The sequence below is a fragment of the Acinetobacter sp. AG3 genome, assembly GCF_022343575.1.
Lineage (GTDB): Bacteria > Pseudomonadota > Gammaproteobacteria > Pseudomonadales > Moraxellaceae > Acinetobacter > Acinetobacter guillouiae.
The window spans coordinates 50,161-75,386 of sequence record NZ_JAKQZD010000002.1; the positions used below are offsets into that span (position 1 = coordinate 50,161).

General features: G+C 36.1%; 22 protein-coding genes and 6 pseudogenes. 10 read left to right on the forward strand and 18 right to left on the reverse strand.

All coding sequences use genetic code 11. From position 1 onward, the window contains the following. Positions 1–26 precede the first annotated feature (26 nt). From L3V46_RS22180 to L3V46_RS22200, 5 genes and pseudogenes are all read right to left on the reverse strand, one after another. Positions 27–959 (reverse strand): annotated as a pseudogene (locus L3V46_RS22180) (IS5 family transposase). A 479-nt stretch (positions 960–1,438) separates the two neighbouring features. Continuing rightward, positions 1,439–4,105 carry an excinuclease ABC subunit UvrA gene (locus tag L3V46_RS22185; RefSeq protein WP_034616983.1) on the reverse strand — a complete coding sequence of 889 codons (2,667 nt, stop codon included), beginning with the start codon at positions 4,103–4,105 and terminating at the stop codon, positions 1,439–1,441. Positions 4,106–4,147: 42 nt separating this feature from the next. Then, the gene (locus tag L3V46_RS22190; protein WP_155768697.1) at positions 4,148–4,306 is read right to left on the reverse strand and encodes a hypothetical protein; all 159 of its coding nucleotides are present in this window, start codon (positions 4,304–4,306) and stop codon (positions 4,148–4,150) included. 93 nt (positions 4,307–4,399) lie between these two features. After that, positions 4,400–5,377: an MDR family oxidoreductase gene (locus tag L3V46_RS22195; protein ID WP_004647831.1), complete on the reverse strand. Its 978-nt coding sequence runs from the start codon at positions 5,375–5,377 to the stop codon at positions 4,400–4,402. Between the two features lie 83 nt (positions 5,378–5,460). Next, a complete protein-coding gene (locus L3V46_RS22200; protein ID WP_034616986.1) occupies positions 5,461–6,105 on the reverse strand; it encodes a TetR/AcrR family transcriptional regulator in 645 nt (214 codons plus the stop codon). Between the two features lie 452 nt (positions 6,106–6,557). Between L3V46_RS22200 and L3V46_RS22205 the strand changes: the two are divergent. Continuing rightward, positions 6,558–7,014, forward strand: a pseudogene (locus tag L3V46_RS22205) (transposase); the annotation flags it as partial. An 89-nt stretch (positions 7,015–7,103) separates the two neighbouring features. Here L3V46_RS22205 and L3V46_RS22210 read toward each other — a convergent pair. From L3V46_RS22210 to L3V46_RS22230, 5 genes and pseudogenes are all read right to left on the reverse strand, one after another. After that, positions 7,104–7,307: pseudogene (locus L3V46_RS22210) on the reverse strand (hypothetical protein); the annotation flags it as partial. Positions 7,308–7,370: 63 nt separating this feature from the next. After that, positions 7,371–8,503 (reverse strand): IS3 family transposase gene (locus L3V46_RS22215; protein WP_225367773.1). Its coding sequence is split into 2 segments (ribosomal slippage): positions 7,371–8,251 and positions 8,251–8,503, totalling 1,134 coding nucleotides; the frame shifts between segments, so codons are not numbered across the junction. A gap of 87 nt (positions 8,504–8,590) precedes the next feature. Beyond that, positions 8,591–8,746, reverse strand: a complete 156-nt coding sequence (locus tag L3V46_RS22220) for a hypothetical protein (protein WP_239046810.1) — start codon at positions 8,744–8,746, stop codon at positions 8,591–8,593. A gap of 667 nt (positions 8,747–9,413) precedes the next feature. Next, on the reverse strand, positions 9,414–9,623 hold the full coding sequence (locus L3V46_RS22225) for a hypothetical protein (RefSeq protein ID WP_004676710.1): 210 nt from the start codon (positions 9,621–9,623) through the stop codon (positions 9,414–9,416). A gap of 501 nt (positions 9,624–10,124) precedes the next feature. After that, entirely contained in the window at positions 10,125–10,370 is a 246-nt protein-coding gene (locus tag L3V46_RS22230) for a hypothetical protein (protein WP_239046811.1), read from the reverse strand. 75 nt (positions 10,371–10,445) lie between these two features. Between L3V46_RS22230 and L3V46_RS22235 the strand changes: the two genes are divergently transcribed. Continuing rightward, positions 10,446–11,147, forward strand: coding sequence for an IS1-like element ISPa14 family transposase (locus L3V46_RS22235; RefSeq protein ID WP_001223318.1), 702 nt, complete (start codon positions 10,446–10,448; stop codon positions 11,145–11,147). Positions 11,148–11,285: 138 nt separating this feature from the next. Here L3V46_RS22235 and L3V46_RS22240 read toward each other — a convergent pair whose 3' ends face one another. Further along, complete coding sequence (locus tag L3V46_RS22240) at positions 11,286–11,513, reverse strand: hypothetical protein (protein WP_034616997.1); 228 nt, start codon at positions 11,511–11,513, stop codon at positions 11,286–11,288. 564 nt (positions 11,514–12,077) lie between these two features. Here L3V46_RS22240 and L3V46_RS22245 point away from each other — a divergent pair. From L3V46_RS22245 to xseB, 4 genes and pseudogenes are all read left to right on the forward strand, one after another. Next, a pseudogene (locus tag L3V46_RS22245) lies at positions 12,078–12,200 on the forward strand (hypothetical protein); the annotation flags it as partial. A gap of 79 nt (positions 12,201–12,279) precedes the next feature. After that, positions 12,280–13,412 (forward strand): IS3 family transposase gene (locus L3V46_RS22250; RefSeq protein ID WP_225367773.1). Its coding sequence is split into 2 segments (ribosomal slippage): positions 12,280–12,532 and positions 12,532–13,412, totalling 1,134 coding nucleotides; the frame shifts between segments, so codons are not numbered across the junction. Between the two features lie 62 nt (positions 13,413–13,474). Beyond that, positions 13,475–14,626, forward strand: a pseudogene (gene xseA, locus L3V46_RS22255) (exodeoxyribonuclease VII large subunit); the annotation flags it as partial. After that, on the forward strand, positions 14,619–14,816 hold the full coding sequence (xseB, locus tag L3V46_RS22260) for an exodeoxyribonuclease VII small subunit (RefSeq protein WP_004984989.1): 198 nt from the start codon (positions 14,619–14,621) through the stop codon (positions 14,814–14,816). The pseudogene xseA and the gene xseB, both read left to right, overlap by 8 nt. Before the next feature lie 104 nt (positions 14,817–14,920). On the opposite strand, the pseudogene L3V46_RS22265 reads toward xseB, so the two are convergent. Further along, a pseudogene (locus L3V46_RS22265) lies at positions 14,921–15,064 on the reverse strand (IS5/IS1182 family transposase); the annotation flags it as partial. 259 nt (positions 15,065–15,323) lie between these two features. Between L3V46_RS22265 and otsB the strand changes: the two are divergent. Continuing rightward, entirely contained in the window at positions 15,324–16,175 is an 852-nt protein-coding gene (otsB, locus tag L3V46_RS22270) for a trehalose-phosphatase (RefSeq protein WP_034617004.1), read from the forward strand. Continuing rightward, positions 16,163–17,599, forward strand: a complete 1,437-nt coding sequence (locus L3V46_RS22275) for a trehalose-6-phosphate synthase (protein WP_034617007.1) — start codon at positions 16,163–16,165, stop codon at positions 17,597–17,599. The genes otsB and L3V46_RS22275 overlap by 13 nt, the downstream gene beginning before the upstream one ends. Before the next feature lie 63 nt (positions 17,600–17,662). On the opposite strand, the gene L3V46_RS22280 is transcribed toward L3V46_RS22275, so the two are convergent. From L3V46_RS22280 to L3V46_RS22300, 5 genes are all read right to left on the reverse strand, one after another. Then, on the reverse strand, positions 17,663–18,853 hold the full coding sequence (locus tag L3V46_RS22280) for an MFS transporter (RefSeq protein WP_034617010.1): 1,191 nt from the start codon (positions 18,851–18,853) through the stop codon (positions 17,663–17,665). A gap of 384 nt (positions 18,854–19,237) precedes the next feature. Next, a complete protein-coding gene (locus L3V46_RS22285) occupies positions 19,238–19,882 on the reverse strand; it encodes a glycosyltransferase (RefSeq protein WP_034617013.1) in 645 nt (214 codons plus the stop codon). Further along, complete coding sequence (locus L3V46_RS22290; RefSeq protein WP_034617015.1) at positions 19,879–20,478, reverse strand: class I SAM-dependent methyltransferase; 600 nt, start codon at positions 20,476–20,478, stop codon at positions 19,879–19,881. The genes L3V46_RS22285 and L3V46_RS22290 overlap by 4 nt, the downstream gene beginning before the upstream one ends. Beyond that, on the reverse strand, positions 20,471–21,247 hold the full coding sequence (locus tag L3V46_RS22295; RefSeq protein ID WP_034617018.1) for a PIG-L family deacetylase: 777 nt from the start codon (positions 21,245–21,247) through the stop codon (positions 20,471–20,473). The genes L3V46_RS22290 and L3V46_RS22295 overlap by 8 nt, the downstream gene beginning before the upstream one ends. Beyond that, positions 21,235–22,248, reverse strand: coding sequence for an acyl-CoA/acyl-ACP dehydrogenase (locus L3V46_RS22300; protein WP_034617021.1), 1,014 nt, complete (start codon positions 22,246–22,248; stop codon positions 21,235–21,237). Before L3V46_RS22300 ends, L3V46_RS22295 begins: the two co-directional genes overlap by 13 nt. Positions 22,249–22,513: 265 nt before the next feature. On the opposite strand from L3V46_RS22300, the gene L3V46_RS22305 reads away from it, so the two are divergent. Further along, a complete protein-coding gene (locus tag L3V46_RS22305) occupies positions 22,514–22,747 on the forward strand; it encodes a DUF2171 domain-containing protein (RefSeq protein ID WP_034617023.1) in 234 nt (77 codons plus the stop codon). A gap of 199 nt (positions 22,748–22,946) precedes the next feature. Here L3V46_RS22305 and L3V46_RS22310 read toward each other — a convergent pair whose 3' ends face one another. Further along, positions 22,947–24,353 (reverse strand): iron-containing redox enzyme family protein, encoded by a 1,407-nt coding sequence (locus L3V46_RS22310; protein ID WP_034617026.1) that lies wholly within the window; start codon positions 24,351–24,353, stop codon positions 22,947–22,949. A gap of 622 nt (positions 24,354–24,975) precedes the next feature. On the opposite strand from L3V46_RS22310, the gene L3V46_RS22315 reads away from it, so the two are divergent. After that, a complete protein-coding gene (locus tag L3V46_RS22315) occupies positions 24,976–25,152 on the forward strand; it encodes a hypothetical protein (protein ID WP_004986537.1) in 177 nt (58 codons plus the stop codon). Positions 25,153–25,226 lie beyond the last annotated feature (74 nt).

Consider the following 25,226-nt stretch of genomic DNA (forward strand, 5'->3'; position numbering starts at 1 on the left):
GCAAAGCGCCCCTAATTGAGCTAAATTTAAGGCGTAACTTGGGTAAGTGGTCGACCTAATTCCGTAAATCTGTTAAGGACTGCTACACGTGCATGGATTTCATTCACTTGGCTATCAAAACTCCTTGCACTGAGTTTATCGCCCAATAATTTGATGCAATGCATCTTGGTTTCGACCTAACTTCGGCGATGATAGCCTGCCCATTTTTTCCATAGTGTCCTGCCGAAACGTTTAACTGTTCGTAGTAATTCATTTTGCTCTAGCGAACTGGTCTTTGTATCTTTCCAAGGCTTCGCATTTTGTCTAGGAGGAATCACTGCATGTGCTTGCCGATCTGCAATGACCTGACGGCATTATTTTGTATCATAAGCCCCATCTGTATAGACTGAATCAATTTGTTCATTCAACGGAATTTGATCTAGTAAATCAACAAGGACTTGCGAATCACTCACGTTATTGGTTGTAAGCTGAACTGCTCGTATTTGTAGGGTTTTAGAATCTATCCCAATATGTAGTTTACGCCATTGGCGACGATATTCAGGTTGATGTTTCTTACGTTTCCATTCACCTTCACCTAAGAACTTCAAGCCAGTGGAATCGACGAGTAGATGCAGTCTATTGCAACTCTTTTCATAGCTAATTTGAATATCAATATGCTTTTGTCTTCTACAAATGGTTGAATAATCCGGTGCTGTCCAATCTAATCCGTAAAGTTTAATGATACTTTGAACAAAGCCTGTGACCATGCGTAAAGACAATCGAAATAGAGATTTAATCATTAAGCAGCATTGGATGGCTGCGTCAGAATAAGTTTGATTTCGACCATGCTTGCCTTCTGGTTGCGCATACCATTGAGTCTTAGTATCAAACCAAATTGAGAGATTTCCTCGATTTATTAATGCACTGTTATAAGAAGACCAATTGGTTGTACGATAAATTTTGGGTGTAGGCTTATTCATTTGCAAATTATATTGCCGAATAAGACTTTATCGATAGATTTGTGCAACAAAGCCCAACTGATGTGTCGTTCAACGTCTATTCCACAAATTTCTCCGTCTTACCATATATACTTCGTATAATCTTAATTATGTTAAATCCGATACACCTAACTACACCATGAAGTTCCTTAGATTTCAAAGTAGCCTTGAAGTTCTGCATACCATTGTGTCTTTGAATCGAACTAAATGGCAATATTCCCACGATTAATGAGAGCTCGATTATATGCGGGCCAATTGGTTGTGCGGTAGATTTTGTGTGTAGGCTTCTTCATTTGAAAATTATATCGCTGAAAAAGCCGTTACAGATAGCTTTGTGCAACAAAGCCCTTAGTTGAAAAAAAACTTTTAGATTTCATGCTGACACACCACCTAAAACAAAAAAATATCTGATTGATTTTACAGGCTTTTAATTTAAGGTTTTATTCTACCCACTCGCAATATCAACGTTTAGTATCACGACTCACTAACTCATTAACTAAATATGGAGCAGTACGGCTATCTTGATTTTCTGTTATTTGTTTTGGTGTTCCTGCCACAACAATATTCCCACCAGCATTTCCAGCACCTGGTCCCACATCAATCACCCAATCTGCTTGTGCAACGGCACGCATATCATGCTCAATCATAATAACGGTATTACCCGCATCGACTAATCGCTGCAATTGAACTAACAATCGATCTACATCTGATGGATGCAAACCTGTAGTTGGCTCATCAAGTATATACAGTGTATTTCCACGCTGATTGCGTTGCAGCTCGGTCGCCAATTTAATACGTTGCGCTTCTCCACCAGATAGTTCAGTCGCTGGTTGCCCTAAACGTAAATAACCAAGGCCAATTTCCTTTAATAATTGTAGTGAACGAGCAATCGAGACCTCTCCATCAAAAAAATCACGTGCTTCATTGACGGTCATTCCTAATACTTCAGCAATATTACGTCCATTCCAGCGAATTTTCAGAGTGTCATCATTATATCGAGCACCATGACATGTCGGACAAGGGGCATATACACTTGGCATAAACAATAATTCTACACTGACAAAGCCTTCACCTTCACAAGTTTCACATCGCCCTTTAGCCACATTAAACGAAAAACGTCCAGCATCATAATGAGCTTGGCGAGCTTCAGGAGTCCCAGCAAATAACTTTCTAACATGATCAAATAAACCCGTATAAGTTGCCAGATTAGAACGTGGAGTACGGCCAATTGGTTTTTGATCAACCTGTACCAGACGCTGTATAGCCTCCACATCACCAGCCAGAGAACCCTGTGTAACCTCGGTAACCAACATTCCTTCATTTAAAGGATTATTTTCATTATTGTTTTCAGTTTCAGATTCATTGCCTAAATATGAAAGTACTAACTCGGGTAAAGCTTGAGAAACGAGACTAGATTTACCTGAACCTGAAATACCTGTAACTGCTGTAAGTACACCAAGAGGTATACGAGCATCAATATTATGCAGGTTATGTCGGTAAATATTGTTAAGTTCAAGCCAACCAGAGGGTGTACGTCCATAACTTTGAGTAACTGGGATTTTATTAAATAAATAACTTGCAGTACGTGAAGCTGAAATCTCACTTAAACCCTGAGGTACTCCACTATATAAAATATTACCACCTTGCTCTCCTGCATCTGGTCCAACATCCACTAACCATTGAGCACGACGCATGAGCTCTAAATCATGCTCTACAACAAATACGGAGTTTCCAGCGTCTCTTAATTTATCGAGAGAATCATATAATGACTGACTATCTGAAGGATGTAATCCAGCAGACGGTTCATCCAGTACATAAACTACACCAAATAGCATAGAACTTAATTGTGTTGCTAAACGCAAACGTTGTAACTCTCCCGCTGAAAGAGTCGGTGTGGCTCTATCTAATGTTAGATAACCAAGACCTAACTGGCGTAATTGATTTAAACGCCCCACCACACCATTTGCTAAACGCTGGGCAGCAATTTTCTTTTCATCTGAAAGTGCTGACGTACGTCTTACATCTGGAGATACAGAATGCACAGCTCTACCTGTTGTTGCTCGTTCAGATCTGTCAAGTTGGGTTACTTTATTATTAGTCTTTTCTCCAGCATCATGAGCGTCGAAATTGCCAAGAACAATGGGCTCAAGCAGGCAAGTTAACTTATCCAAAGAAAGTTGCATAAACTCACCAATATCTACTCCAGCAAAGGTAATAGATAAGGCTTCTGGTTTAAGGCGTTTACCATGACAGGAAGGGCATATTTTTCCTTCCATAAAACGTGAAACACGTTTTTTCATCAACGTACTTTGGGTATTAGCAAAAGTATGAAGGACATAGCGACGAGCACCAGTGAAAGTGCCCATATAGCTGGGTTCTAGTTTACGTTTAAGTGCAGATTGAGTCTCAGCGGGGCTTAAACCAGCATAGACAGGAACTGTTGGGGTTTCTTCAGTAAATAAAATCCAGTCTCTATCCGATTGCGGTAAATCTTTCCATGGTCGATCAACATCATACCCTAGGGTTACTAGGATATCGCGTAAGTTTTGCCCGTGCCAAGCAGGTGGCCATGATGCGATAGCTCTCTCACGAATACTGAGTGTTGGGTCAGGAACCATTGTCGATTCTGTAACTTCATAAATGTGACCTAAACCATGACAGGTAGGACAAGCACCTTGAGGAGTGTTCGGTGAAAAGTCCTCGGCATATAACATTGGCTGATCGGCAGGATATGCACCAGCACGCGAATAAATCATTCGCACGAGACTTGATAAAGTTGTTACACTTCCAACAGAAGAACGGGTATTACTTGCACCACGTTGTTGTTGCAATGCTACTGCTGGTGGTAGACCATCAATAGCATCAACATCTGGTACTCCGGCCTGATCTATTAAGCGTCTTGCATAAGGTGCAACAGATTCGAAATATCTTCTTTGTGCTTCAGCAAAAATAGTTCCAAAAGCAAGTGATGATTTTCCTGAACCCGATACACCTGAGAAAACAACAAGTGCATTTCTTGGGATAGAAACATCTACATCCTTAAGGTTATGCTCACGTGCACCTCGAACTTCAATACAATTATTAGATAAAGTAATGTTATTGTGTTCACCAAAAGAATGTATTTTCATGTTTCTACGAGCCTGTAAATTATTTTGTGTAAGTCCCATTTTTTATAAATGATCTTTTAATCGATCATCGAACTGAATCGTAAAACAATTCATTGCTAAACTAATACCTTTAAATATGGCTGTCATTTGGTTTAAATCTTCAGGAGTTTTTAAACCTTTAGCTAATTCAGCTGCCATACTTTTGATTGTAGCTTCATCCATGTGAAGTACCTCTTTTTATTATCCTCAGTAGGATAAATGAAAATTAAGTACTTACACAAAATTTAGAACAGTCCCACAACTCATTTTGTTGAACTATATCTGTACAACAACTCTACCTCGAATTTTTCCATCTAAAATTTCATTTGAAATATTTAAAGCATCTGTTAACTGAATTTCAGTCGTTACTGTTTCTAATTTTGTTTGATCTAATTCTGTAGCCAAACGTTCCCATGCTTCTTTTCTTAATTCGATTGGTGCCATCACGCTATCAATTCCATATAAGGTAATCCCTCTTAGAATAAATGGAGCAACTGTTGCTGGAAAATCCATTCCGCCTGCCAAACCACACGCAGCAACTGCACCACGATATTTTGTACTAGCACATGCATTGGCTAAAGTATGGCTTCCAACAGTATCAATTACGCCAGCCCAAACTTCTTTGTTTAATGGCTTTCCTGGGGAAGATAATTCAATACGATCAATAATTTCACTCGCTCCTAGATAGGTTAAATATTCTGACTCTTGAGGTCGACCAGTTGAAGCTGTAATCTCATAACCAAGATGATTCAAAATAATAATGGCAATACTACCTACTCCACCATTTGCACCTGTCACTAAAATTTTTCCATCACTTGGTTTAATACCATGCTTTTGTAAAGCCATGACACACAACATTGCGGTATAACCTGCTGTACCAATAACCATCGTATCTTTAAAAGAAAAAGCAGAAGGTTTTTGTATGAGCCAATCACCAGAAACAGTGACTTGCTCGGCTAGCCCTCCAAAATACTTTTCACCCACTCCCCAACCATTCAGTAGAACTTCATCTCTTTCTTTCCATGCTGGATGTTTTGATTCAATCACAACACCCGAAAAATCGATGCCTGGGGTCAAAGGAAAACTACGCACCACTGGTGAACGCCCAGTAATGGCTAAAGCATCTTTATAATTGAGTGTTGAATATTTGACTTCGACTCTAACCTCTCCTTCTTGTAAAGGCTTTGATGCAATCTCAGTAATTTGTGATGTGTAACCTGCTTCATCTTTAGTAATTACAATACCTTTGTACATAGAACTTCCTCTCTATTTAATTAGACTGCTTGTCTAGAATTAATTAAAAAAATAAATACAGACGTCTGCATTTATTTTTTTAATTAACTTTTTACGTGATTTTGTTGTTTTACAGCTAAAGTAAACAAGCGATAAAATGCATGTAAGGGACTTGTTGATTTGACCAAACGTGCTCTTAGAACTGCACCTTCCCACCCAATCCAAAACTGATAAGCAGCTTCATCGCAATCAGCTAGGCTATATTGTGAATTTGACTGATGTAGGCAATCAGAAACTAATTTCTCCCATACCTTAAAGATACTTTCGATTCGGGCAATGATTTCTTGAGGCAAATACGACACTTCTTGTCCTAAGTTACCTAAAATACAACCTCGTTTAAAATCATATTTTTGCATTTTTTCACCCGCATCTTTTACAAAATTTTGCAGCTTTTCTAGTGAGGAAAGATCAGTTTGATTTAAAAACTTATTCAATCGCTTCACAAAATAAAGTTCATAAGCATCTAAGACTTCTAAAATAAAAGCCTCTTTATTTGCAAAATAATGGTAGAAAGACCCTTTAGGAACTTGAACTGATTTCATGAGATCGTCCAAGCTCATAGCATTCATTCCACGTTCGGTCAGTAACTCGATACCTCGGCGGATTAACACTTCTTTGGTGTCTGCATAGTTACAACCGTGTTTGGTTGGTCGACCACGTGGTCTTTTGGGTAAAGAAGAATAATTCATATAATGAAAATAGACTATGTGACTAGAAATATCAACAATAAGATTATTTGATTGAAAATTTTATCTAAACGGCATCTATTTCTTTGCTGGGAGAACTTAGCCTTTTATATAAATGTACTTAAAAATTCTACGAGTTCATGAACTCATTTTTAATAAATTCCTATTACTTTTATTCAAAATATTGAAATTAATAAATATATTTTAAAAATAATTTATAAACTAGATTTTAGGTAAACATAAGTTAAATAGAATATCCAAGACTGTGGCCTACGCAACCTCAGTTATCATATCTATCTAAAATATCTAAGTTATTAGCATCAATTGCCATCAACTCAATATCTATTAATTCATCTAAATAAAATTCTATAAAATAACCTATTTGGGTTCAACTTTAGTCAATTGTAAACCGCATGTTATTAATGGATTAGTTAAATCATCAGTCAGGCTATAAAATCAGCAAAAAAGAAATAAATTGGTCCCCGTATAACCAAGCGAGGAAATATTTCAATTTGGTTTGATCCTAAGACTCAATGCTATGCTTAGTCACAAGGTAAGCATGGATGAACAGATTACTCAATAATTTGTAGAAGGTAAAAGCATATTGATATTGTGATTAGCTACCAAAAAAATTCTTCGTAGCTTACATCACCTTGTAGATTCTAACGGTTTAAAGTTTTTAGGTGAGGGTTAATGGAAACGTAAGATACATCTACCTGAATATCATCGATAACGATGAAAACTCCATATTGGTATGGATGCTAGAACTTTTCGAATACGAGCCGTTCAGCTCACGACGAACAATATTAGTTACCTTCAAGTTCTTGAGAGACTTGATTAATCAAGTTCCATTGGATGAGTTGATTAACTCTGTTTATCCTAATGAGGCTTATAATACAAAATTACTGCCGATAAGTGATTTCAGATCAACAAGCAAAGAGGTTCTATAAAAACAATGAATTATTAAAATTTTATCCTAAATTTGAATCAATTAAGGAGCTCTAATCTTTGTGCAACAAAGCCCTTTGTTTCATAACAATGGATAGAGGAATCTGGTCTTTCTTACTCTCATCAATAGTAATATGTTGTATGAAACCTGCTAACCATAACAGAAACTCATCTTCATTTGAGATTCGAGGAATTAGGGTTAAATCCAACCTTTTAATACCCTCAATTTTATTCTCATCATCAAAAATGGTCGCACAAAAGAGGTGGTCCCACATGTTTGAACAACTAAAAGCTTATTTATAAGTGATACTCTGCTCTAGTTAAGCTACCTTATTTTGTTGTGGTAGCTGGTCATAGTAAAACTCATCTGGAGTCATTTTGTCCAGACTCGAATGAGGTCGTTTCAAATTATAAAATTCAAAATATGCGTTTAATTGCTTCTTCGCATCCAAAACATTGCTGTAGGCTTTGAGATACACCTCTTCATATTTAACGCTCCGCCATAATCGTTCAACCATCACATTATCAACCCATCGACCTTTACCATCCATGCTGATTTGGATGTCATTTGATTTCAATACATCAATAAATGCATCACTGGTAAACTGACTGCCTTGGTCTGTATTAAATATTTCAGGTCGACCATATTTTTCAATAGCTTCATTTAATGTTTCTATGCAAAATGTAACCTCCATACTAATCGATACTCTATGCGCAAGTACCTTGCGGCTATGCCAATCAATCACAGCACATAAATAAACAAAGCCTTTTGCCATAGGGATATACGTTATATCCGTAGACCACACTTGATTACTGCGCTGAATAGCCAATCCTTTGAGCAGATATGGATATTTGCGGTGAGCTTGATTAGCCTGGCTTAAATTTGGTTTGCAATATAACGCATTAATGCCCATTTTCTTCATTAAAGTACGTGTATGACGTCGTCCTATATGATGTCCTTGACGATTCAACAAATCACGCATCATACGGCTACCTGCAAAAGGGTATTGCATATGTAACTCATCCATACACCGCATCAGCTTCAGATCTGATGCACTCACAGGTTTTGGGCGATAGTAATAACAACCACGGGAGACTTTCAGCAGCTGAGCTTGCTTAGATACTGAAATCTGAAGTGAGTCATCGATTAACTTTTGTGGTTGAAGCGGCCCAGTTTCTTCAACACACCTTCTAAAAAATCAATTTCTAATGCCTGCTCACCGATTTTTGCATGTAGTTTTTTTAGATCGATGGGTGGTTCTGTTGGAGCTTTTGATTGATCGAAAGCTTGCGAGGAAGCTGAAATCAGTTGATTTTTCCAGTCGATAATTTGGTTTTGATGAACATCAAATTCAGCACTCAATTCAGCAAGTGTTTTTTCTGCTTTAATCGCAGCAAGTGCTACCTTAGCTTTAAAATCATTTGAATGATTTCTTCTTGGTCTACGTGCCATAAAATACTCCATATATTGATGTTTATAACATCATTTGGGGAGCAAAATATCACTTATAAGTGTTGTTCAAATTTCCTGATCCACCTCTCAAATTTCATGATCAACTTTTAAATTACTTGAGTGGGTATACTCTCTAACTTTGAGGATTATCAATGTGAAAAGGCCTTTTGGATCCCTTTCAATACCAACCTCTTCCTTAATGTCTTTTATGACTTTTTCAGCCAAAGCTAGATATTGTGGCATGATAATTTCCTTTATATAAATCATACCTAAACTATTATGTGAATAAATAATCAATAATTAATTACTCGTTTGTTACGTAAACGAAACTTCCAGTAAATATTGTAAATTCATAATTACACTAAAATTTAACCAGTTTACATATTCTATCCATATTGTGATGTAGTTATATCTTGCAATAAAAAACCACCCGAAGGTGGTTTAACTAAACATCATGGACATCTGTCCAAACTCATAAATGAGTAATGTGAGACCAAATGCTGAGGCTGAAAATACGAGTACTTCTTGCGAGGTCATATCCATCTCCTTCAATTGTTCTATTTAATCCTCTAATCATTAAGAAGGCATTTGACTCTAAATGCAAACGATTATCACAAATTTTAGGGATTGACTTGTAAGAGATTTTATAAAAGTAACGGCTTTGTTGCATAAATATGTAAGCATCTGATTTAAATAAATTTAATTTTAGATCAAAAAATAATCAAAACTTTTAAAATCATATAGTTATGAAATCTTTGTGCAACAAAGCCAAAAGTAACTGTGACGTTAATTAAGTGTATAAAGTTGTATAACAACATCCATAAGAGAAAAAAACCTCCGCGAATAATAGATATCGAACGGGGTCTTTTATTTCTGATCCGTTTTAAAAAAATATAGGCTTAGAACTCTCTTAAGAGGGATTGCTTAAAAATTTACGCATCTGTCTATGTCTTCTAGTGAGACCTAGTACCTCTTTACGCTTAATAATTTCATCTTCAGTAAAAGGCAGATGATTGATAAGCTGCTCAATCACCATAAAACTATTTTCAATTAAGAAACTATCTTGTTCGGTTGTCCAATTTGAGGTTATATGCTCAGATTTTTTAGACTGTCTTTTCATAAAAAGAACTTATACCTAATCATGAGGACTCTTGACTTTCTTCAAGCACTCTCGGCATACACAAATTTCTTTTTGGTCATTGGTGTAATCGATCTCTCTAGCACCATGAAGGCCAAATATACACATTAATAATCTGATCATCTTATTCCTCCTTTAAGTACTTAAAAGCTATATATCTTAGGCATCTATATTTATATGAATCCCTGTAAGACAGCATTTCGAACAACATTATCGAAGTTTGAATGAAATAAATTTTCAGTAGTGTGACGCTTTGACAATAAACAGAAACTTGCTACCGCACCTATGCTCACCAAAGTTAATAATTTCATCTTTAATTCCATCCATGTAGAACTTTTGATTCAAACATATCACTGTGATTTGTATTTATCTAACCGCTTTCTGATGAATTACTGTTCACAATGTAACCACATTATTATTTATGTAATTGAATTTATTAAATAATGAAATAACTCCTATCAAATTACACTAAGTTATTACAACTTATAAATTTAAAGCTTTATGTGCCCATTTCAGAAATTTATCTTTATCGTTGAAATTAGGGACATTCAATAAATTGATATAGGAAACTTCACCAAAGTTTCCTGAGATTTTATTTGATTCAAGAATTGTAAAATCTTCTTCTTGCCCTACATGTACTTCCCGAAAAAACTCCGTAACTTTCCGATCAAGGTTTAGTGAGGTAAACGCCTCTCTTTCAACTAAAAAGTCATAGATCTGGCTAATCACATGTAGTTCAAATTTTGGTGGTGTTTCAAAAAGTATGCTGAAACAAAGCAGGTTGAATTTTGATAAAATAGAGAAATGCGAATAACTCTAGAAATCAAATGTCCAACCTGCCTCAGTGACAGTATAAAGAAAAATGGCATCAAAGTAGATGGGAAACAAAACTATCAGTGCAAAGACTGTAAACGTCAGTTTATTGGTGACCATGCTCTGAGCTATCTAGGATGTAATTCAGGCATTACTCGAAAAATATTACAGTTGATGGTCAGAGGTAGTGGTATACGAGATATCGCTGAAGTTGAGCGAATCAGTATCGGTAAAGTTTTACGTACTTTAACCGAATCGACCTACCAAATTCAGCCTAAACAAAGTCATTATGAGTCTCTTGAAGTTGATGAGTTTTGGACTTTTGTGGGAAATAAAAATAATAAACAATGGCTTATTTACGCCTACCATCGAGAAACAGGTGAGATTGTTGCTTATGTTTGGGGTAAAAGAGACTTAGCTACAGTTCAACGATTGAAGACAAAGCTTAAACAATTAGGTATTCACTACACCCGAATTGCAAGTGATCATTGGGACAGTTTCATAACTGCTTTTAAAAACTGCAAGCAAAGTATTGGTAAATTTTTTACTGTAGGTATTGAAGGTAATAATTGCAAAATAAGGCATCGAATTAGGCGCGGTTTTAGAAGGAGTTGTAATTTTTCAAAAAAGATTGAAAACCATTTTAAAGCTTTCGACTTAACCTTTTTTTACATCAATAATGGCTTCATTTAATGTCAGCATACTTTTTGAAACACCACCCAAATTTTCTATTCATTGTCTTCCGTTCTCATAATTATTTTAACAATTGGTTTAATTTAAACTAATTTCTTTTACGGATAAAGACAATAATAAACCTACTCTCAGGGACATTTAAATAGATTTTCGCTTAGCCTTTGCCAGTAAGATCTCTATTCGTTGAGTAACTTCCCACAATTTAAGCTCAGCATCACGCCAAAAATAGTAGACGTCACCATCTATGACATACATTTGCTTAATGTAGTTTGTTGATTTTGTCTTGTTTACTTCTTTAGCATTAAAACATGGTTTATCAAGCACTATTACCCTGCCATCTAAATCACCACCGATACAAATATTCATTTCTATTCTTCTTGTTGTAAGCAATGATTAAACTATATCACAAACAAAAAAGCGCAATTATTTGAACGCACTTTATCGACTAAGCATCTGATAAAAAATTAAAATTTATACCAATACAATTTAAGTTAAGCTCCTATTAAAAAAGCCCTACATTTCTGTAAGGCTTTTCCCCTTGGTCTTTTGCGCCGAAACAAGGAATCGTTGTTTTTATTTACAACAAAATAATTAAATCATTAATCGAATAAAAAATGAAGAAAAAAAACCTGCAACTTGGGGAAGGTGCAGGTATAAACTGATATTAACTATCATGGAGAACTTAATACCAACTAATATACTTGGTTTATATTGAGACCTCATTCACATTTTATTCCAAATTATCTAGCAACAAAAAAAGCCCATCAAATGATGAGCTTTTTACGGTAATTAAGTGAATTTCCATATGTACGTCCACTATAGCAGAAATATGCCATATACCTTGATCAGGGTCAAGTGAGCATATTCTCAATTTGCACTTCTAGCTTTGCTTTAATACTATTCATCTAAGCACTTCAAATAATTGATCTAATGTCTGAACCTCAGTTTTCTCTCAGTGATTATCTATCAACCGTACAGGAAGTAATTCAAATTACTTTCAATGAGCCTGTATGGGTGAAAGCTGAGATCCGTAATCTAAATATTAGAGGTGGATCAGGAAATTTGAACAACACTTATAAGTGATATTTTGCTCCCCAAATGATGTTATAAACATCAATATATGGAGTATTTTATGGCACGTAGACCAAGAAGAAATCATTCAAATGATTTTAAAGCTAAGGTAGCACTTGCTGCGATTAAAGCAGAAAAAACACTTGCTGAATTGAGTGCTGAATTTGATGTTCATCAAAACCAAATTATCGACTGGAAAAATCAACTGATTTCAGCTTCCTCGCAAGCTTTCGATCAATCAAAAGCTCCAACAGAACCACCCATCGATCTAAAAAAACTACATGCAAAAATCGGTGAGCAGGCATTAGAAATTGATTTTTTAGAAGGTGTGTTGAAGAAACTGGGCCGCTTCAACCACAAAAGTTAATCGATGACTCACTTCAGATTTCAGTATCTAAGCAAGCTCAGCTGCTGAAAGTCTCCCGTGGTTGTTATTACTATCGCCCAAAACCTGTGAGTGCATCAGATCTGAAGCTGATGCGGTGTATGGATGAGTTACATATGCAATACCCTTTTGCAGGTAGCCGTATGATGCGTGATTTGTTGAATCGTCAAGGACATCATATAGGACGACGTCATACACGTACTTTAATGAAGAAAATGGGCATTAATGCGTTATATTGCAAACCAAATTTAAGCCAGGCTAATCAAGCTCACCGCAAATATCCATATCTGCTCAAAGGATTGGCTATTCAGCGCAGTAATCAAGTGTGGTCTACGGATATAACGTATATCCCTATGGCAAAAGGCTTTGTTTATTTATGTGCTGTGATTGATTGGCATAGCCGCAAGGTACTTGCGCATAGAGTATCGATTAGTATGGAGGTTACATTTTGCATAGAAACATTAAATGAAGCTATTGAAAAATATGGTCGACCTGAAATATTTAATACAGACCAAGGCAGTCAGTTTACCAGTGATGCATTTATTGATGTATTGAAATCAAATGACATCCAAATCAGCATGGATGGTAAAGGTCGATGGGTTGATAATGTGATGGTTGAACGATTATGGCGGAGCGTTAAATATGAAGAGGTGTATCTCAAAGCCTACAGCAATGTTTTGGATGCGAAGAAGCAATTAAACGCATATTTTGAATTTTATAATTTGAAACGACCTCATTCGAGTCTGGACAAAATGACTCCAGATGAGTTTTACTATGACCAGCTACCACAACAAAATAAGGTAGCTTAACTAGAGCAGAGTATCACTTATAAATAAGCTTTTAGTTGTTCAAACATGTGGGACCACCTCTTATTAAGGGCGGACATTACTATCTTGAGTTAGCTGAAAAGGATGAAAGTACCGACAAAGTTATAGCGAGTTGTAAAGGAACCATCTGGAAATTTACAGCTCAGAAAATGGTGCTTAAGTTTGAAAGGGAAAGCGGTGTAGAGCTTTCAAAAGATTTAAATGTCCTGGTAAAAGTCAGAGCCAAGTTTGATCCACAGTATGGCTTTTCAGTTAATGTTGAAGATATTGATTCAAGCTATACCCTTGGAGACATTGCACGGCGTTATCAACAAATATTAGAAAGACTAACCACTGAAGGTCTGTTAAATAAAAATAAGCTCATTCCTACTCCGTTTGATATTCAGAATGTCCTGGTAATTGCTCCTGAGAATGCGGCAGGTTTAGGTGACTTCAAAAAAGATGCTGATGCTTTAGAAAAATCTGGTGTATGTCATTTCAAATACTATTCAGCCACATTTCAAGGGAACACGGCAGCACAGAGTATCATCACTTCTCTAAGTAATGGTCTGAGACAATGGGCTACCGATTTCAATATCCCACCTGATCTCATTGTGATTATCCGCGGCGGTGGTGCTGTGAACGACCTTGCCTATTTAAATGATTACGAACTGGCAGCATTGTTGGCTAAACGAACTGTTCCGATTTGGGTCGGCATTGGTCACGAGAAAGACCGCACAATACTAGATGAAGTTGCAAACCGTTCATTTGATACACCAAGTAAAGTGATTGGTGGTATTCGTAATCTTATCGCTGAACGGACGCAGGACGTCTTAGATTCATTCCAAACCATAAAGCTCTTATCTCAACATCAAATCACGGCGTACCAAAGTCAAAATGATCAATACATGAGAGTGATTAAGACGCTTGCACATGGGCAAATCAATGAAGCTAATAAAAGCGTAGATTTGCTGCGAAGCACCCTGCATTACTTAGCCCAGCAACAGATCAAACTAGCAACGAATCAAGTCGAATCACTGATGCGTGAAACCTTAATTCAGAATCCAAGAAACGTGATGGCTAAAGGCTACGGAATTGTTCGTAGTGAAGGAAAAGCTATTCGCTCTATTCAACAAATCTCAGGTGATAACATCCAGGTCGAATTACTGGATGGTACCATTCAAGCAAATGTAACGAAGGTATATAGGAATGAGTAAAAAAGAACTCTCTTTCAAGAAAGGTTATGAAGTCCTTAAAAAGAATGCTGAACTATTGGAATCACAGGAAGAGCCCGACATCGACAATTTAATGAAAATCGTTGAAGAGTCTATGGTGGCATACAGAGCCTGTAAAACACGTGTAGATGCAGTTCAACAGGCTTTGAATGAGACATTTAAGGAACAATAAGTTAATAATATGGGAAAATTTGATTTTACTTTTTTGGTCTACATTAGATTAAATAAGGATTTGATCATTAAACAACATTGGATGAATGTGTTCGAATAAGTTTAATTTCGACCATGTTTGCCTTTGGGAGGAGTCTACCATTAAGTTGTAAGATCAAAACCAATCGAGATATTTCCTCGATTTATTAATGCTCGGTTATTGGTGGACCAATTCACTGTACGATAGATTTTAGGTACAGGCTTCTTCATTTGGAATTTATATTGTTGAAAAATATTCAAGAAGAAATTTATGCAATAAAGCGACTTCAACTTATACATCTTTGTGTAACAAAGCCATAATAAATATAAAAAATGAATTCTTATTAAACATGTAAGAAAGGTTTACGATGTATTATAAGCATTAATAATGTAAATTACGTTCTGCTTGTGTTTGCTTATTGACAACTTAAGTATTATAAAAAAAATATCAACCTATAATAAAATATAATTGCAATATGAGATATTAAAATTGAGAAATATAATAGATAAATCAATTTCACAATTAGAATACTTGAACTCTTTAAGAGATAAGCTTAACTCAAATTACAATAAGCCCTGTCTATTCTTAGATATAGATGGAACTTTATCTGATTTTCAATTAGATCCTACTAACAGTTATATTCCGACTAAGACTTTAAATATTTTAAGACAAATTATTTCAAATAAAATTCCTGTTATAGCTGTGACAGGACGAGACATTGATTCTGCACGTAAATTATTTGAATCCCTTGATCTTCCAATTGCTGCATTGCATGGATTAGAAATATATCTAGGAAATGAAAAAGAATTACGTACACCAAAGAGTTTCTTAGAAATTTCACATATTTACAAAATTTTAGCTCGAGCATGTATCGCCTATCCAAGTTTACTGATTGAAAACAAGAAATCATCAATTGCGTTGCATTATAGGAAAGCTCCAGAGCTAGAAGATATAGCAAAAAAAATAATATTAGAAGGTCAAAAGGTATTCCCCAACCTAAGATTAATTCAAGGGAAATTCGTTTATGAATTAATACCCGCTCAAGCCAATAAAGGCTTAGCAATCAAGGAAGTTTTAGCTCATTTAAACCAGTATGAGGTTTACACACCAATTTTCATTGGCGATGACGTCACGGACGAAGATGGTTTTTATTTTGTGAATCAGGTGGAAGATGGCATCTCAATCAAAGTCGGTCAAGGGCTTACCCATGCCAAATACCAGCTTAAAGACACAAAGCAAGTACATGATTTTTTGGAATTATTTTTAGAATACATTCGAAACTATGACCACAATGTTAAGGGTAACAAAAACTTAGATGGAGAGAAAACATGTCTAAATTAATTATTTTATCGAATCGAGTCAGTATTCCCAATGGGCAAAAAACTACAGCAGGTGGGCTTGCAGTCGCTATACAAGATGCATTAGATGATATTGGTGGTGTATGGCTCGGATGGAATGGCGAACGAGTTCATAAGCAAGAGGAAGTACATTTTAATATTCTTCGGAAGGATAAAGTTGATTATGTCACCTGCCCTTTAACAAATTCTCAATATTCAGATTATTATGCGGGGTTTGCCAACAATTCACTTTGGCCTGCCATGCATTATCGTTCAGACCTGATCGAGTTTAAAACATCAGAATACGAAGGATATCAAAAAGTAAATTATTTATTCGCTCAAAAACTTGCCGAAATTGCAGATCCAGACGATACCATTTGGGTCCATGATTATCATTTTTTAAGTGTGGCGAAATATTGCCGTGAACTCGGTATGCAGAATAAAATTGGATTTTTCCTGCACATTCCTTTTGCACCTTTATTTATCTGGCAAAAAATTCCATGTGCTCAACAATTGATTGAGGATCTATGCCAATACGATGTGGTGGGGCTACAAACAGATAAAGATCAAAAAGTGTGTATGCAAGTATGCACATCTTTATTGAACGCACAGAAAATTCAACAAACTTTGTTAAGCTACCATCAACGTTTAACCATAATTAAATGCTACCCAATTGGTGTAAATCCAACAGCGATTCAAAAAGCGGCCCATAAGTTTATTGATGTACAAGACTTCCTTACCCGTCCAGTAGAGCTGAATGCTGCAAAAACTATTATCGGCGTAGATCGGATTGATTATTCAAAAGGTTTACTGGAACGCTTTTTGTCCTATGCAGAGTTCTTAGAGAAATATCCTGAGTATCAGCAGCATATTCAACATTTACAAATTGCTTGCCCATGTCGTTTGGAAGTTCCAGCTTATCAACGTTTATTTGAGCGTTTCAAGATTAAGATCGAGATGATTAATCAGGAATTTGCACAGGAAGAGTGGCAACCCGTGGAATGTATTTATGATGCAATAAAACATCATCATTTGATGCAAATCTATCGTCAAGCCGATGTGTGCTGGATCAGTTCAATACGAGACGGGATGAATCTGGTCGCGAAAGAATATATTGCCGCGCAAAATCCATCCAATCCTGGTGTACTTATTCTATCCAAATATGCAGGTGCTGCAGAGCATATGTCAGAAGCACTTCTGGTTGATCCCACCGACAAAATGGCGATGGTCAATGCCTTAAAAAAAGCACTGGAAATGCCACGACATGAACGTATTTCACGCTACAAACAACTAATGAAAGGTTTAAAAAATTTTGATATTAATGACTGGCGCAATGCATTTCTTAACGACTTACAGAACAAAACCGCTATGCAGGATTTCAGATTCCTGGGAATGCGTAACGTTAACCCTATTTATCAAAATTTATAGTACTTCGATTTGTAAGGAACTGGCAATAATATCCAGTATTGCCAGTTCAATTTACTATGATGCTTATTTCACATAAGTAAACCGATTTAAAGCCACAATCAATAATAATAGACCAGATAACGCCATAAATACTGTCTTTAGACCAATCAGCTCACCAATCATTCCAATGAAAGCAGGTCCAACCAGAATACCTGTATAAGCCAAAGTCGAAACACAGGACAGTGCAACTGCGCTCGGCATCACCGTCTGACGTCCAGCACGGGAAAACATGATCGGGACGATGTTAGAACAACCTGTCCCAACCAGTGTATAACCCACTAAAACCAGCCACCAATGAGGCGCGATACTGACCAAAGCTAAACCTAAAGTTGCACAAATCGCGCTATAGGTTAAAAGCTTTTTTTCACCAAAATAACGGATCAGATAATGGCCCGTAAAACGTCCTGTGGTCATGGCAATCGCGAAGAAGGTATACGCCAATCCCGCAAAAGCGGTATTAACTCCATATTGTTGCGTTAAATAAATACCACTCCAGTCCATCGCAGCGCCTTCCGTCATGAAAATGATGAAGCAGGCAATACCAATTAATATAATCAAAGGTTGTGGCAGGCGCTGGCGTATCGAATTTTTCACTTTCGAGGATGCTTCAAGACTGGTGTTTTCTACAGATTTTATGCTGTATGGCACTGAAAGAAAAATAATAATTACCAACAGTAAACTCACAGCAAATGCGCTCATAACAGACGAAATACTTAAAGCAAGCAATGCAGTAATCGTCAGTACCCCAGCTAATCCGCCTAGACTCGCCATACCATGAAAGCCAGACATCAATGATTTTAAGCTATTTTTCTCAACCACTACGGCCTGAATATTGAGTGCAACGCCCAGACTTCCCGCTGCTGTACCAAATAAGAATAAGGTGATCGCCATCATTAACGGCGTGGTCCATAAGCTTAGGCTTGGCAATAAAACGGCAAGCAAGAGTAAAGCGAAACCGATCGGCACACGACAACCAATACGCTGAACAATTTTACCTGTTGCAGGCATAGCTAGCATTGCACCTAAGCCGCTGCATAATAGCAACAAACCAAAATCGGCATGATTAAAATGCAAACGTTGCTGGGCAAAAGGAATCAGCGGCGCCCATGCAGCCGTGGCGAAACCAAGACCGAAAAAGCTAAAACGAGTTGAAAGACGTTGAGCACTTAATTGAATTTCAGGATCAATAAGAGCAGTTCTGGAAAAAAGGATCATTTAATACCATCCACACAAATTAACTCAGAGCGTCCATCTCGGATAAATCGCCATAGAAAAACCCCTGCTAATCTATAGAGAAGTTCTATAAATCCACAGAGGCTTTTATGGCGAAATTATACACAAAACCAAGATAAAAATAGTATTTTTTGAAAAAAATAAAATCGCTACATATCAATAATTTATCTTCTTTTATTCAAATAAAATTAAAGCGTTTATTTTTAACACTTTTTATTCTTAGCTTTTCAATTAAATTAGGCAAAGATATGAATTTACTTAAATTTTGTAGGGATGACTGAATTAAGCAGCTCATTTATAAACCTGAATAATATATTTCACTCGGTATAGCTGTGGATTAGCTTTCTCCACCAAATCAGATCAATTTTATAAATGTTTTAAAAAGTACGATAAACCTTCAGGTGCACGTCCATTTAATCTACTGCTAGTGGTGACGCGAACCAAATTACTCCAAGTGATTTTGCAACATTGCTTAATAAATTTTTCAATTAATGAGACATCCTCATGACAAGGAATAGGTTCAAAGCCTCCCGCCTTAATATAGGCTTCGGCACTAAAGCTTAAATTCGCCCCATGTATATGTTGATGATTCATCATGTCCTGATAATGCGTCAGATATTTTTGCTGTTGTTGTATTGATAAGTGACTAAGATCATCCAGTATAACGATTCCACAAATGGCATCTGTTGGTTGATGTCGCATTTGGTATAGTAACCAATCAGGATCTACAATTGTATCAGCATCCGTGCAAGCGACCCATGTAACTCCTTGATCGATTAGCTGCCTAATGCCAAGGTCTCTGGCCTTGCCCACACAAGCAAAATTACATTCAAGCCAATTCATCTGATGTGACTTTACAATCATGAGGGACTGGTCAGTACAACTGTCTAAAACCACTAGAATCTCGACCTGACCGTGACCTATATGCTGTATAGCGTGTTTAATTGACTGCAAACAAGCGGATAAATTTTGTTCCTCATTATGGGCTGGGATAACAATACCTATTTTCATACTAAGCCCTGTTGTTTTGCTAAAGATGAAGGATTTACCGTCCAGATATCAATGATGAAATCTGGATCATTCAAACTTAAATAATGAGTGAACAACAAAGATTGTTTTAAACAATGATGGACTTGATAAGCATCTAGTTCAAAATCCTGAATGGCGTAACGCCAGTGACAACACAGGATTTCACCTTGTGACGTTAAACTGTTTTTGAGCTGATCGATCAGTTCATGCAGTTCAGTGCGTGATAAGTAATAGGCCACTTCACTGATGACAATCAGATCAAATTTCTGTTCAGGAAAATATTCAGGAATTTTTTGGTGTTGAACGCTCACATGCTTCAAATTCTCTAAACGTTTAGAGGCCCAATGAACAGCATGTTCAGAAAAATCTAGACATAAAAGCTGATCAGCGCGTTTGGCTAAATGTACACTTAAATGGCCATTGGAACAGCCGATTTCCAACACTGATGAATAATGCTGTTGAGTAAGCAATGCCAAACAAATCTGCCTTTTACGAGCTTCATACCAATGTAAATCATAGCCCCAAGGGTCGTTATTGTGATGATATAAGGCTTCGAAATATTGACTAGAATCATTCACAAAGATAAACCTCCCAAGGCATTAACAAACGTTCGATGATTGCTGGAGATAAAATCGCAGCATTGCCTGTACTTTCATCAGTTTCAATCTGACTCTTAAACTGCATGATGGCCTGACGTTTTTTGATTAATTGGGCCTGAGTTAAGTTATAAGCTCTAGCCTTTTGCCAGTTGATACGCGGATCTAGTGGTCGCGCCCAATGCCAAGCCCAGATCAGCACGTGTAAATATGACATGTCATGAGCTAGAGCAAATGCCTGTACAGTTTTTCCTACCGCTTCATGATCTGGATGCCCATCCTGTGCATAGCTACAAATTAAAATATCTTCCGCTTTAACCAACTTGTCTAATTCTTGCCACAGATGTTCCCTGTGCAAATGAATCTGCCCGTCTAGTAAATTTAATGCAATACGTTGAACATATTCAGAAATATCTAGACACTGTAAAGCCGCCAAGCTTTCTTGTGGGCGAATTTGATCTAATTGATCTGGGCTGTATTTGGTTGAATGTGGATGGCTTTGTGTCCCATTACTGACGGCAACGATCACTAACTGACAATTCAACATAATTAATTGTTGCATCAAGCCGCCACACCCCAGTATCTCATCATCTGGATGGGGTGCGACAATCAAGATTCTTTTAGAGTGAAATTTTTTAAAATTGAGTAGAGAAAGCGGCTGCTGCTCAAATGCATGCAGCCATTGTTCTCGGGAGGTCCCTTGCCCTTCAATAATACGATCTTCGACTAAAGTATGTTTTAGAGCTGCCATGATATTTGCTCCTGTAAACATCGTTCAGCAATTTGCTCATCATCGAATGCCGCATGACTTTGCCGAATAAATACAGGTAAATCAGCCATTAGGCTGGCAAAAGTTGCTTGTTCACAAAAAGGCCTTGCTCCAAGCGCTTTTCCTACCCCTTCAATAACCTCCAAACAGCTTTGTTCTGCCTGCGCACGCAAGATCCGTACATCCCGTTCATGGCTAAGCTTGGGTTGGCTATCAATCAGTTGCGCGATATATTGGAAATATTGTCGGGTTACAGCAAGTCGAGTTGCCAACTGACCTAAATACATTTTCTTAAAAGGATTAGGGGTTTTAAGGCAACTTTGTTGTAGCTCATCCACTAACCGCACCGCGGCACCGTACCAGCAAGCTGCAACACCCGCAGCACCATGCCAAAAACCAACCCGATCAAGGTAGTCATTGGGATGACCAATGAGTTTGACTGCTATCTCCTGAAAATTGACTCTTGCGGTCTGTGTTCCCTGCATGCCTACAGCTTGCCAGTGAGCCAGATCAATGGTGATCAAGGATTGGTTGAGGTCAATAATGCAGAGCTGAGATTGCCCCTGTTGATCTTTAAAACTGATTAATGCTTTATGAATAAATTCAGCGCCTGAACACCACGGCTTAATTCCATGACAAAGCCCATTTTCGACCTGTAACGGCACGGGTCCACCATCGGCAGCCCAAACAGCCCATGTCTCCTCATCGATTTCATGTTGATAACCGAGTTCATGCAAAATACTTAAAGCATCAAAATGGGACTCAAAAAGCTTGGCTAAACTTAGGTCAAAGCCAGCTATCTGAGCAAAAATTTGCCAGCGCTGATAGGTTTGTCCCGAAGCAGGTTCAGGCAATCGTCCAACAGAATGAATCAACTGTTTCAACACAATTGGACGTTGACTTAATTTTTCTTCAGCTGAGTACTGCTCAAAGCGATTTAATATGTCTAAAGTTGAGCCTTTTATAAATATTTTGCTATTCATTCTTAAAATGTTAATTCAAATGAGTTTATTTAAATAATAATTGAAACAATCCGTTTAGTTAAATAGATAAATTGTAATGAAAAGATAATTATTCATACTTATTTAACTATTTATTTCGTTTTGTTTCATTGCTAACTAAACAGTATTTTTAAGTGAATCTATAAAATCATCATGTAAGGATTATTTAAAATCCAACAATTATGAGGAAATATGCAGTAGCTTAAAGGCTTCCGTATTGTAATGTTTATAAAAGAGGTTTTAAGAAATGAGTACTTTAAATATTCCAGATATTAAAAAACATTCAGATGTTATTGCTTCTTGTGGTACAAAAGTCGGAACAGTTGACCATCTTGAGGGTGATAATCAATTAAAACTTACTAGAGATGAAAATGATCAACATCATTTAATCCCAACAGGCTGGATTGGTGAAGTAAAAGGTGACAAGGTTGTACTGATTAAAAATTCAGAAGAAGTTAAGCAACAATGGCAAGCTATTTAAATTATTCTAAAATAAAGAGTACGACTAGATTTTGGTCGTACTCTTTTATTTCTTTGTAAGTAATTTCAAAGAAGCGCGAATCCGTCGCAATGTCCGTTGAATCAAAGGTGTTTCATTTCTTACTTGTAAAAATAGGTAGATGGAATCTATTTGTCATAGACTACATCTATTTTATATAAATTAATAGGTTAGCCTACTATCATTTAAAATTACTTCCTAAGAATGGGAAAATATACTCAACCACTTTTTGCGTAGCCCATAAACCAATCTCTTGGTGATGTTGATGTGGAGCTAAATATGGCATCAATTTGCTAATTTTATGCCCAGTATTTGTAGATATCTGAATTTGCTGCTGTAACAGCGATAATTCTTTTTCTGACAAATAACTAAAATCATTTAGTTCTATAAAGTTTTTTATATATTCTGAATTTACTGGATTAATGCGTCTACTTAAATTAGCACCAGCAATCCAATCATAAATAAAAGTTTTTTCTGCAGCAGAGAAAACTCCAAACATTTTCCCATCTTCTTCATTGATCAGCTTCCAAAATCGGCTACGTTCCGGATCTTCGTTAAGCGTAATCCATCCTATTTTTATTAGCTCAATAATGAATTCCTCAACCTGATCTTCTTCTGATAGCCATGAATTTACAGACTTATTATTAAACTTGCATTTCTCATTATGCATGTGCTTTCCAACCAAGGCTTTGCTCTTGAAAATGTCTAGGACCACTCGCTCAGTATTTAAGTTCTTTATTATTTGAACTGAGCTAATTCCCCGATTATTCAATAAAAAACCTATCTTTAATTTACGAATAAATTCAGATTGATTTGGGTAACGTTTGGCTAAACACTTGATCGCATTTGTAGCTAATTGAGCATGTCCATTATCAAAGTTATCAATTGTAATGTGTAGGTTAAAATATTTGGAATCAATACCTAACTCTTTAAGTTCATAATTTGTAATCAGTAAATGAAGTGGTAGTTGTTCGTATCCAAAATTAAAACCTGCAATCTCGGGTATAAAATCTGATGGAGCATAAGCTAAAGCTAATTGTATTGCTGACTGGTGATAATATTCATCAGGTAAATTCATTGAAAATTGATGAAGTCCAAGTGATAGAAGTAATTTATTGAAAAGTTTTACATGGTTACTTTGACTAGAACCTAACCCTAACTCCTCAACATATATCTGTATAAAGTCTCTAAAAGCTGGATCATTCCAGTACTGTGTAAAGCTATAAAGCCAAGCCCCGTCTACTCGTTTGGTCGGTGCTACTTTGTATAAAAACTCATAAGCTTTACTTGTAGTTCCAAAAAACTCCCTTGCACTCCCATTTTCACGCCTTTCTAAGTACTCTTTGTAATGCAAGCATTGTGTTTTATTTTGTTTCTGCATCCAGACTGCCAATTGATCAACATTAGTAGGAAAATCAGAGAAATCACTATCCAAATGAAGTATTTCGTTTTCTAGGAAATGATAAGCTTTCAACTCTTTTGCAGAACGTGACATTGATGGATCTAAAAAAAATTGTGTTATTTCAAAATATTTCTGATGGGCATCGGTTATTAAATTTAAAATTCTCTCTTTTACTGCAGTAGGCATTATAATTCTCTCGCGGTAAATAACTTATACCAACATAATTGACACTTGTACTTAATTAATTAACAACTTTGAAAAGAAACGTTAACAAATGTAATCCTTTAGTTTATTTAGTTTTAAAATACAAAAATTTAAGTAAATAATTATAATATTTGAAATAAAGAAACATTTCACTATATGAGATATCAATCACATTCATTAAAGTTAAAAAAATATGGTGTTTAAAATTAGTGAAAAAGCATTTTATCTAATTTATAAAATTGTTAACTGTATTTATTGAAAGTACAAGCACTGTTATTATTTCTGTCGTTATTCAGTTGATATCCTACACGGATTTTTCTTGTTTTTTTAAATTCAAACAAATCAATAAATTACAAACACAAATCCAATCAAATAGATATAAATCTGAATTAAGAATAAAATTTAACATTGTTAGCCTTTTGTAAAAAACAAAATATATATTTCCATTTATTATCAACATCTAAACTTTTAAAACAAACACAATTTAACTCAAAAATTAAAATGTAACACCTCTGATGTTTTTTAAAACACAAATTATGATATTAATAATAAATCTACTGATTAATTAATGTAGATTAATTCTAATCTTATGAGGTTCAGTAAAATGACTAATCAAAATCAACAGCAGAAAAATCAGCAACAGCAGCAGCCAAATCAACCGCAAAAAAAGCCAGATCAGCAACAACAGCAACAGCAACCAGACCAACCGCAAAAAAATCCGAATCAGCAAAAACAACCGAACCAAAACCAGAAAAATGACCAACACGCTCAACAGAAATAATAGTTTTTCATGTTGAATAATATTATTAAATTCTTAAACTCATTCATTAATTAAATCCAACTAAGAATTTTTTT

Excerpts from the sequence above, each read along its gene's own strand:
- L3V46_RS22185 (WP_034616983.1), bottom strand. The coding sequence starts at position 4,105 with ATGAAAATACATTCTTTTGGTGAACACAATAACATTACTTTATCTAAT.
- L3V46_RS22190 (WP_155768697.1), bottom strand. The coding sequence starts at position 4,306 with ATGGATGAAGCTACAATCAAAAGTATGGCAGCTGAATTAGCTAAAGGT.
- L3V46_RS22195 (WP_004647831.1), bottom strand. The coding sequence starts at position 5,377 with ATGTACAAAGGTATTGTAATTACTAAAGATGAAGCAGGTTACACATCA.
- L3V46_RS22200 (WP_034616986.1), bottom strand. The coding sequence starts at position 6,105 with ATGAATTATTCTTCTTTACCCAAAAGACCACGTGGTCGACCAACCAAA.
- L3V46_RS22220 (WP_239046810.1), bottom strand. The coding sequence starts at position 8,746 with ATGCCACAATATCTAGCTTTGGCTGAAAAAGTCATAAAAGACATTAAG.
- L3V46_RS22225 (WP_004676710.1), bottom strand. The coding sequence starts at position 9,623 with ATGAAAAGACAGTCTAAAAAATCTGAGCATATAACCTCAAATTGGACA.
- L3V46_RS22235 (WP_001223318.1), top strand. The coding sequence starts at position 10,446 with ATGCGAATAACTCTAGAAATCAAATGTCCAACCTGCCTCAGTGACAGT.
- L3V46_RS22240 (WP_034616997.1), bottom strand. The coding sequence starts at position 11,513 with ATGAATATTTGTATCGGTGGTGATTTAGATGGCAGGGTAATAGTGCTT.
- xseB (WP_004984989.1), top strand. The coding sequence starts at position 14,619 with ATGAGTAAAAAAGAACTCTCTTTCAAGAAAGGTTATGAAGTCCTTAAA.
- L3V46_RS22275 (WP_034617007.1), top strand. The coding sequence starts at position 16,163 with ATGTCTAAATTAATTATTTTATCGAATCGAGTCAGTATTCCCAATGGG.
- L3V46_RS22280 (WP_034617010.1), bottom strand. The coding sequence starts at position 18,853 with ATGATCCTTTTTTCCAGAACTGCTCTTATTGATCCTGAAATTCAATTA.
- L3V46_RS22285 (WP_034617013.1), bottom strand. The coding sequence starts at position 19,882 with ATGAAAATAGGTATTGTTATCCCAGCCCATAATGAGGAACAAAATTTA.
- L3V46_RS22295 (WP_034617018.1), bottom strand. The coding sequence starts at position 21,247 with ATGGCAGCTCTAAAACATACTTTAGTCGAAGATCGTATTATTGAAGGG.
- L3V46_RS22300 (WP_034617021.1), bottom strand. The coding sequence starts at position 22,248 with ATGAATAGCAAAATATTTATAAAAGGCTCAACTTTAGACATATTAAAT.
- L3V46_RS22305 (WP_034617023.1), top strand. The coding sequence starts at position 22,514 with ATGAGTACTTTAAATATTCCAGATATTAAAAAACATTCAGATGTTATT.
- L3V46_RS22310 (WP_034617026.1), bottom strand. The coding sequence starts at position 24,353 with ATGCCTACTGCAGTAAAAGAGAGAATTTTAAATTTAATAACCGATGCC.
- L3V46_RS22315 (WP_004986537.1), top strand. The coding sequence starts at position 24,976 with ATGACTAATCAAAATCAACAGCAGAAAAATCAGCAACAGCAGCAGCCA.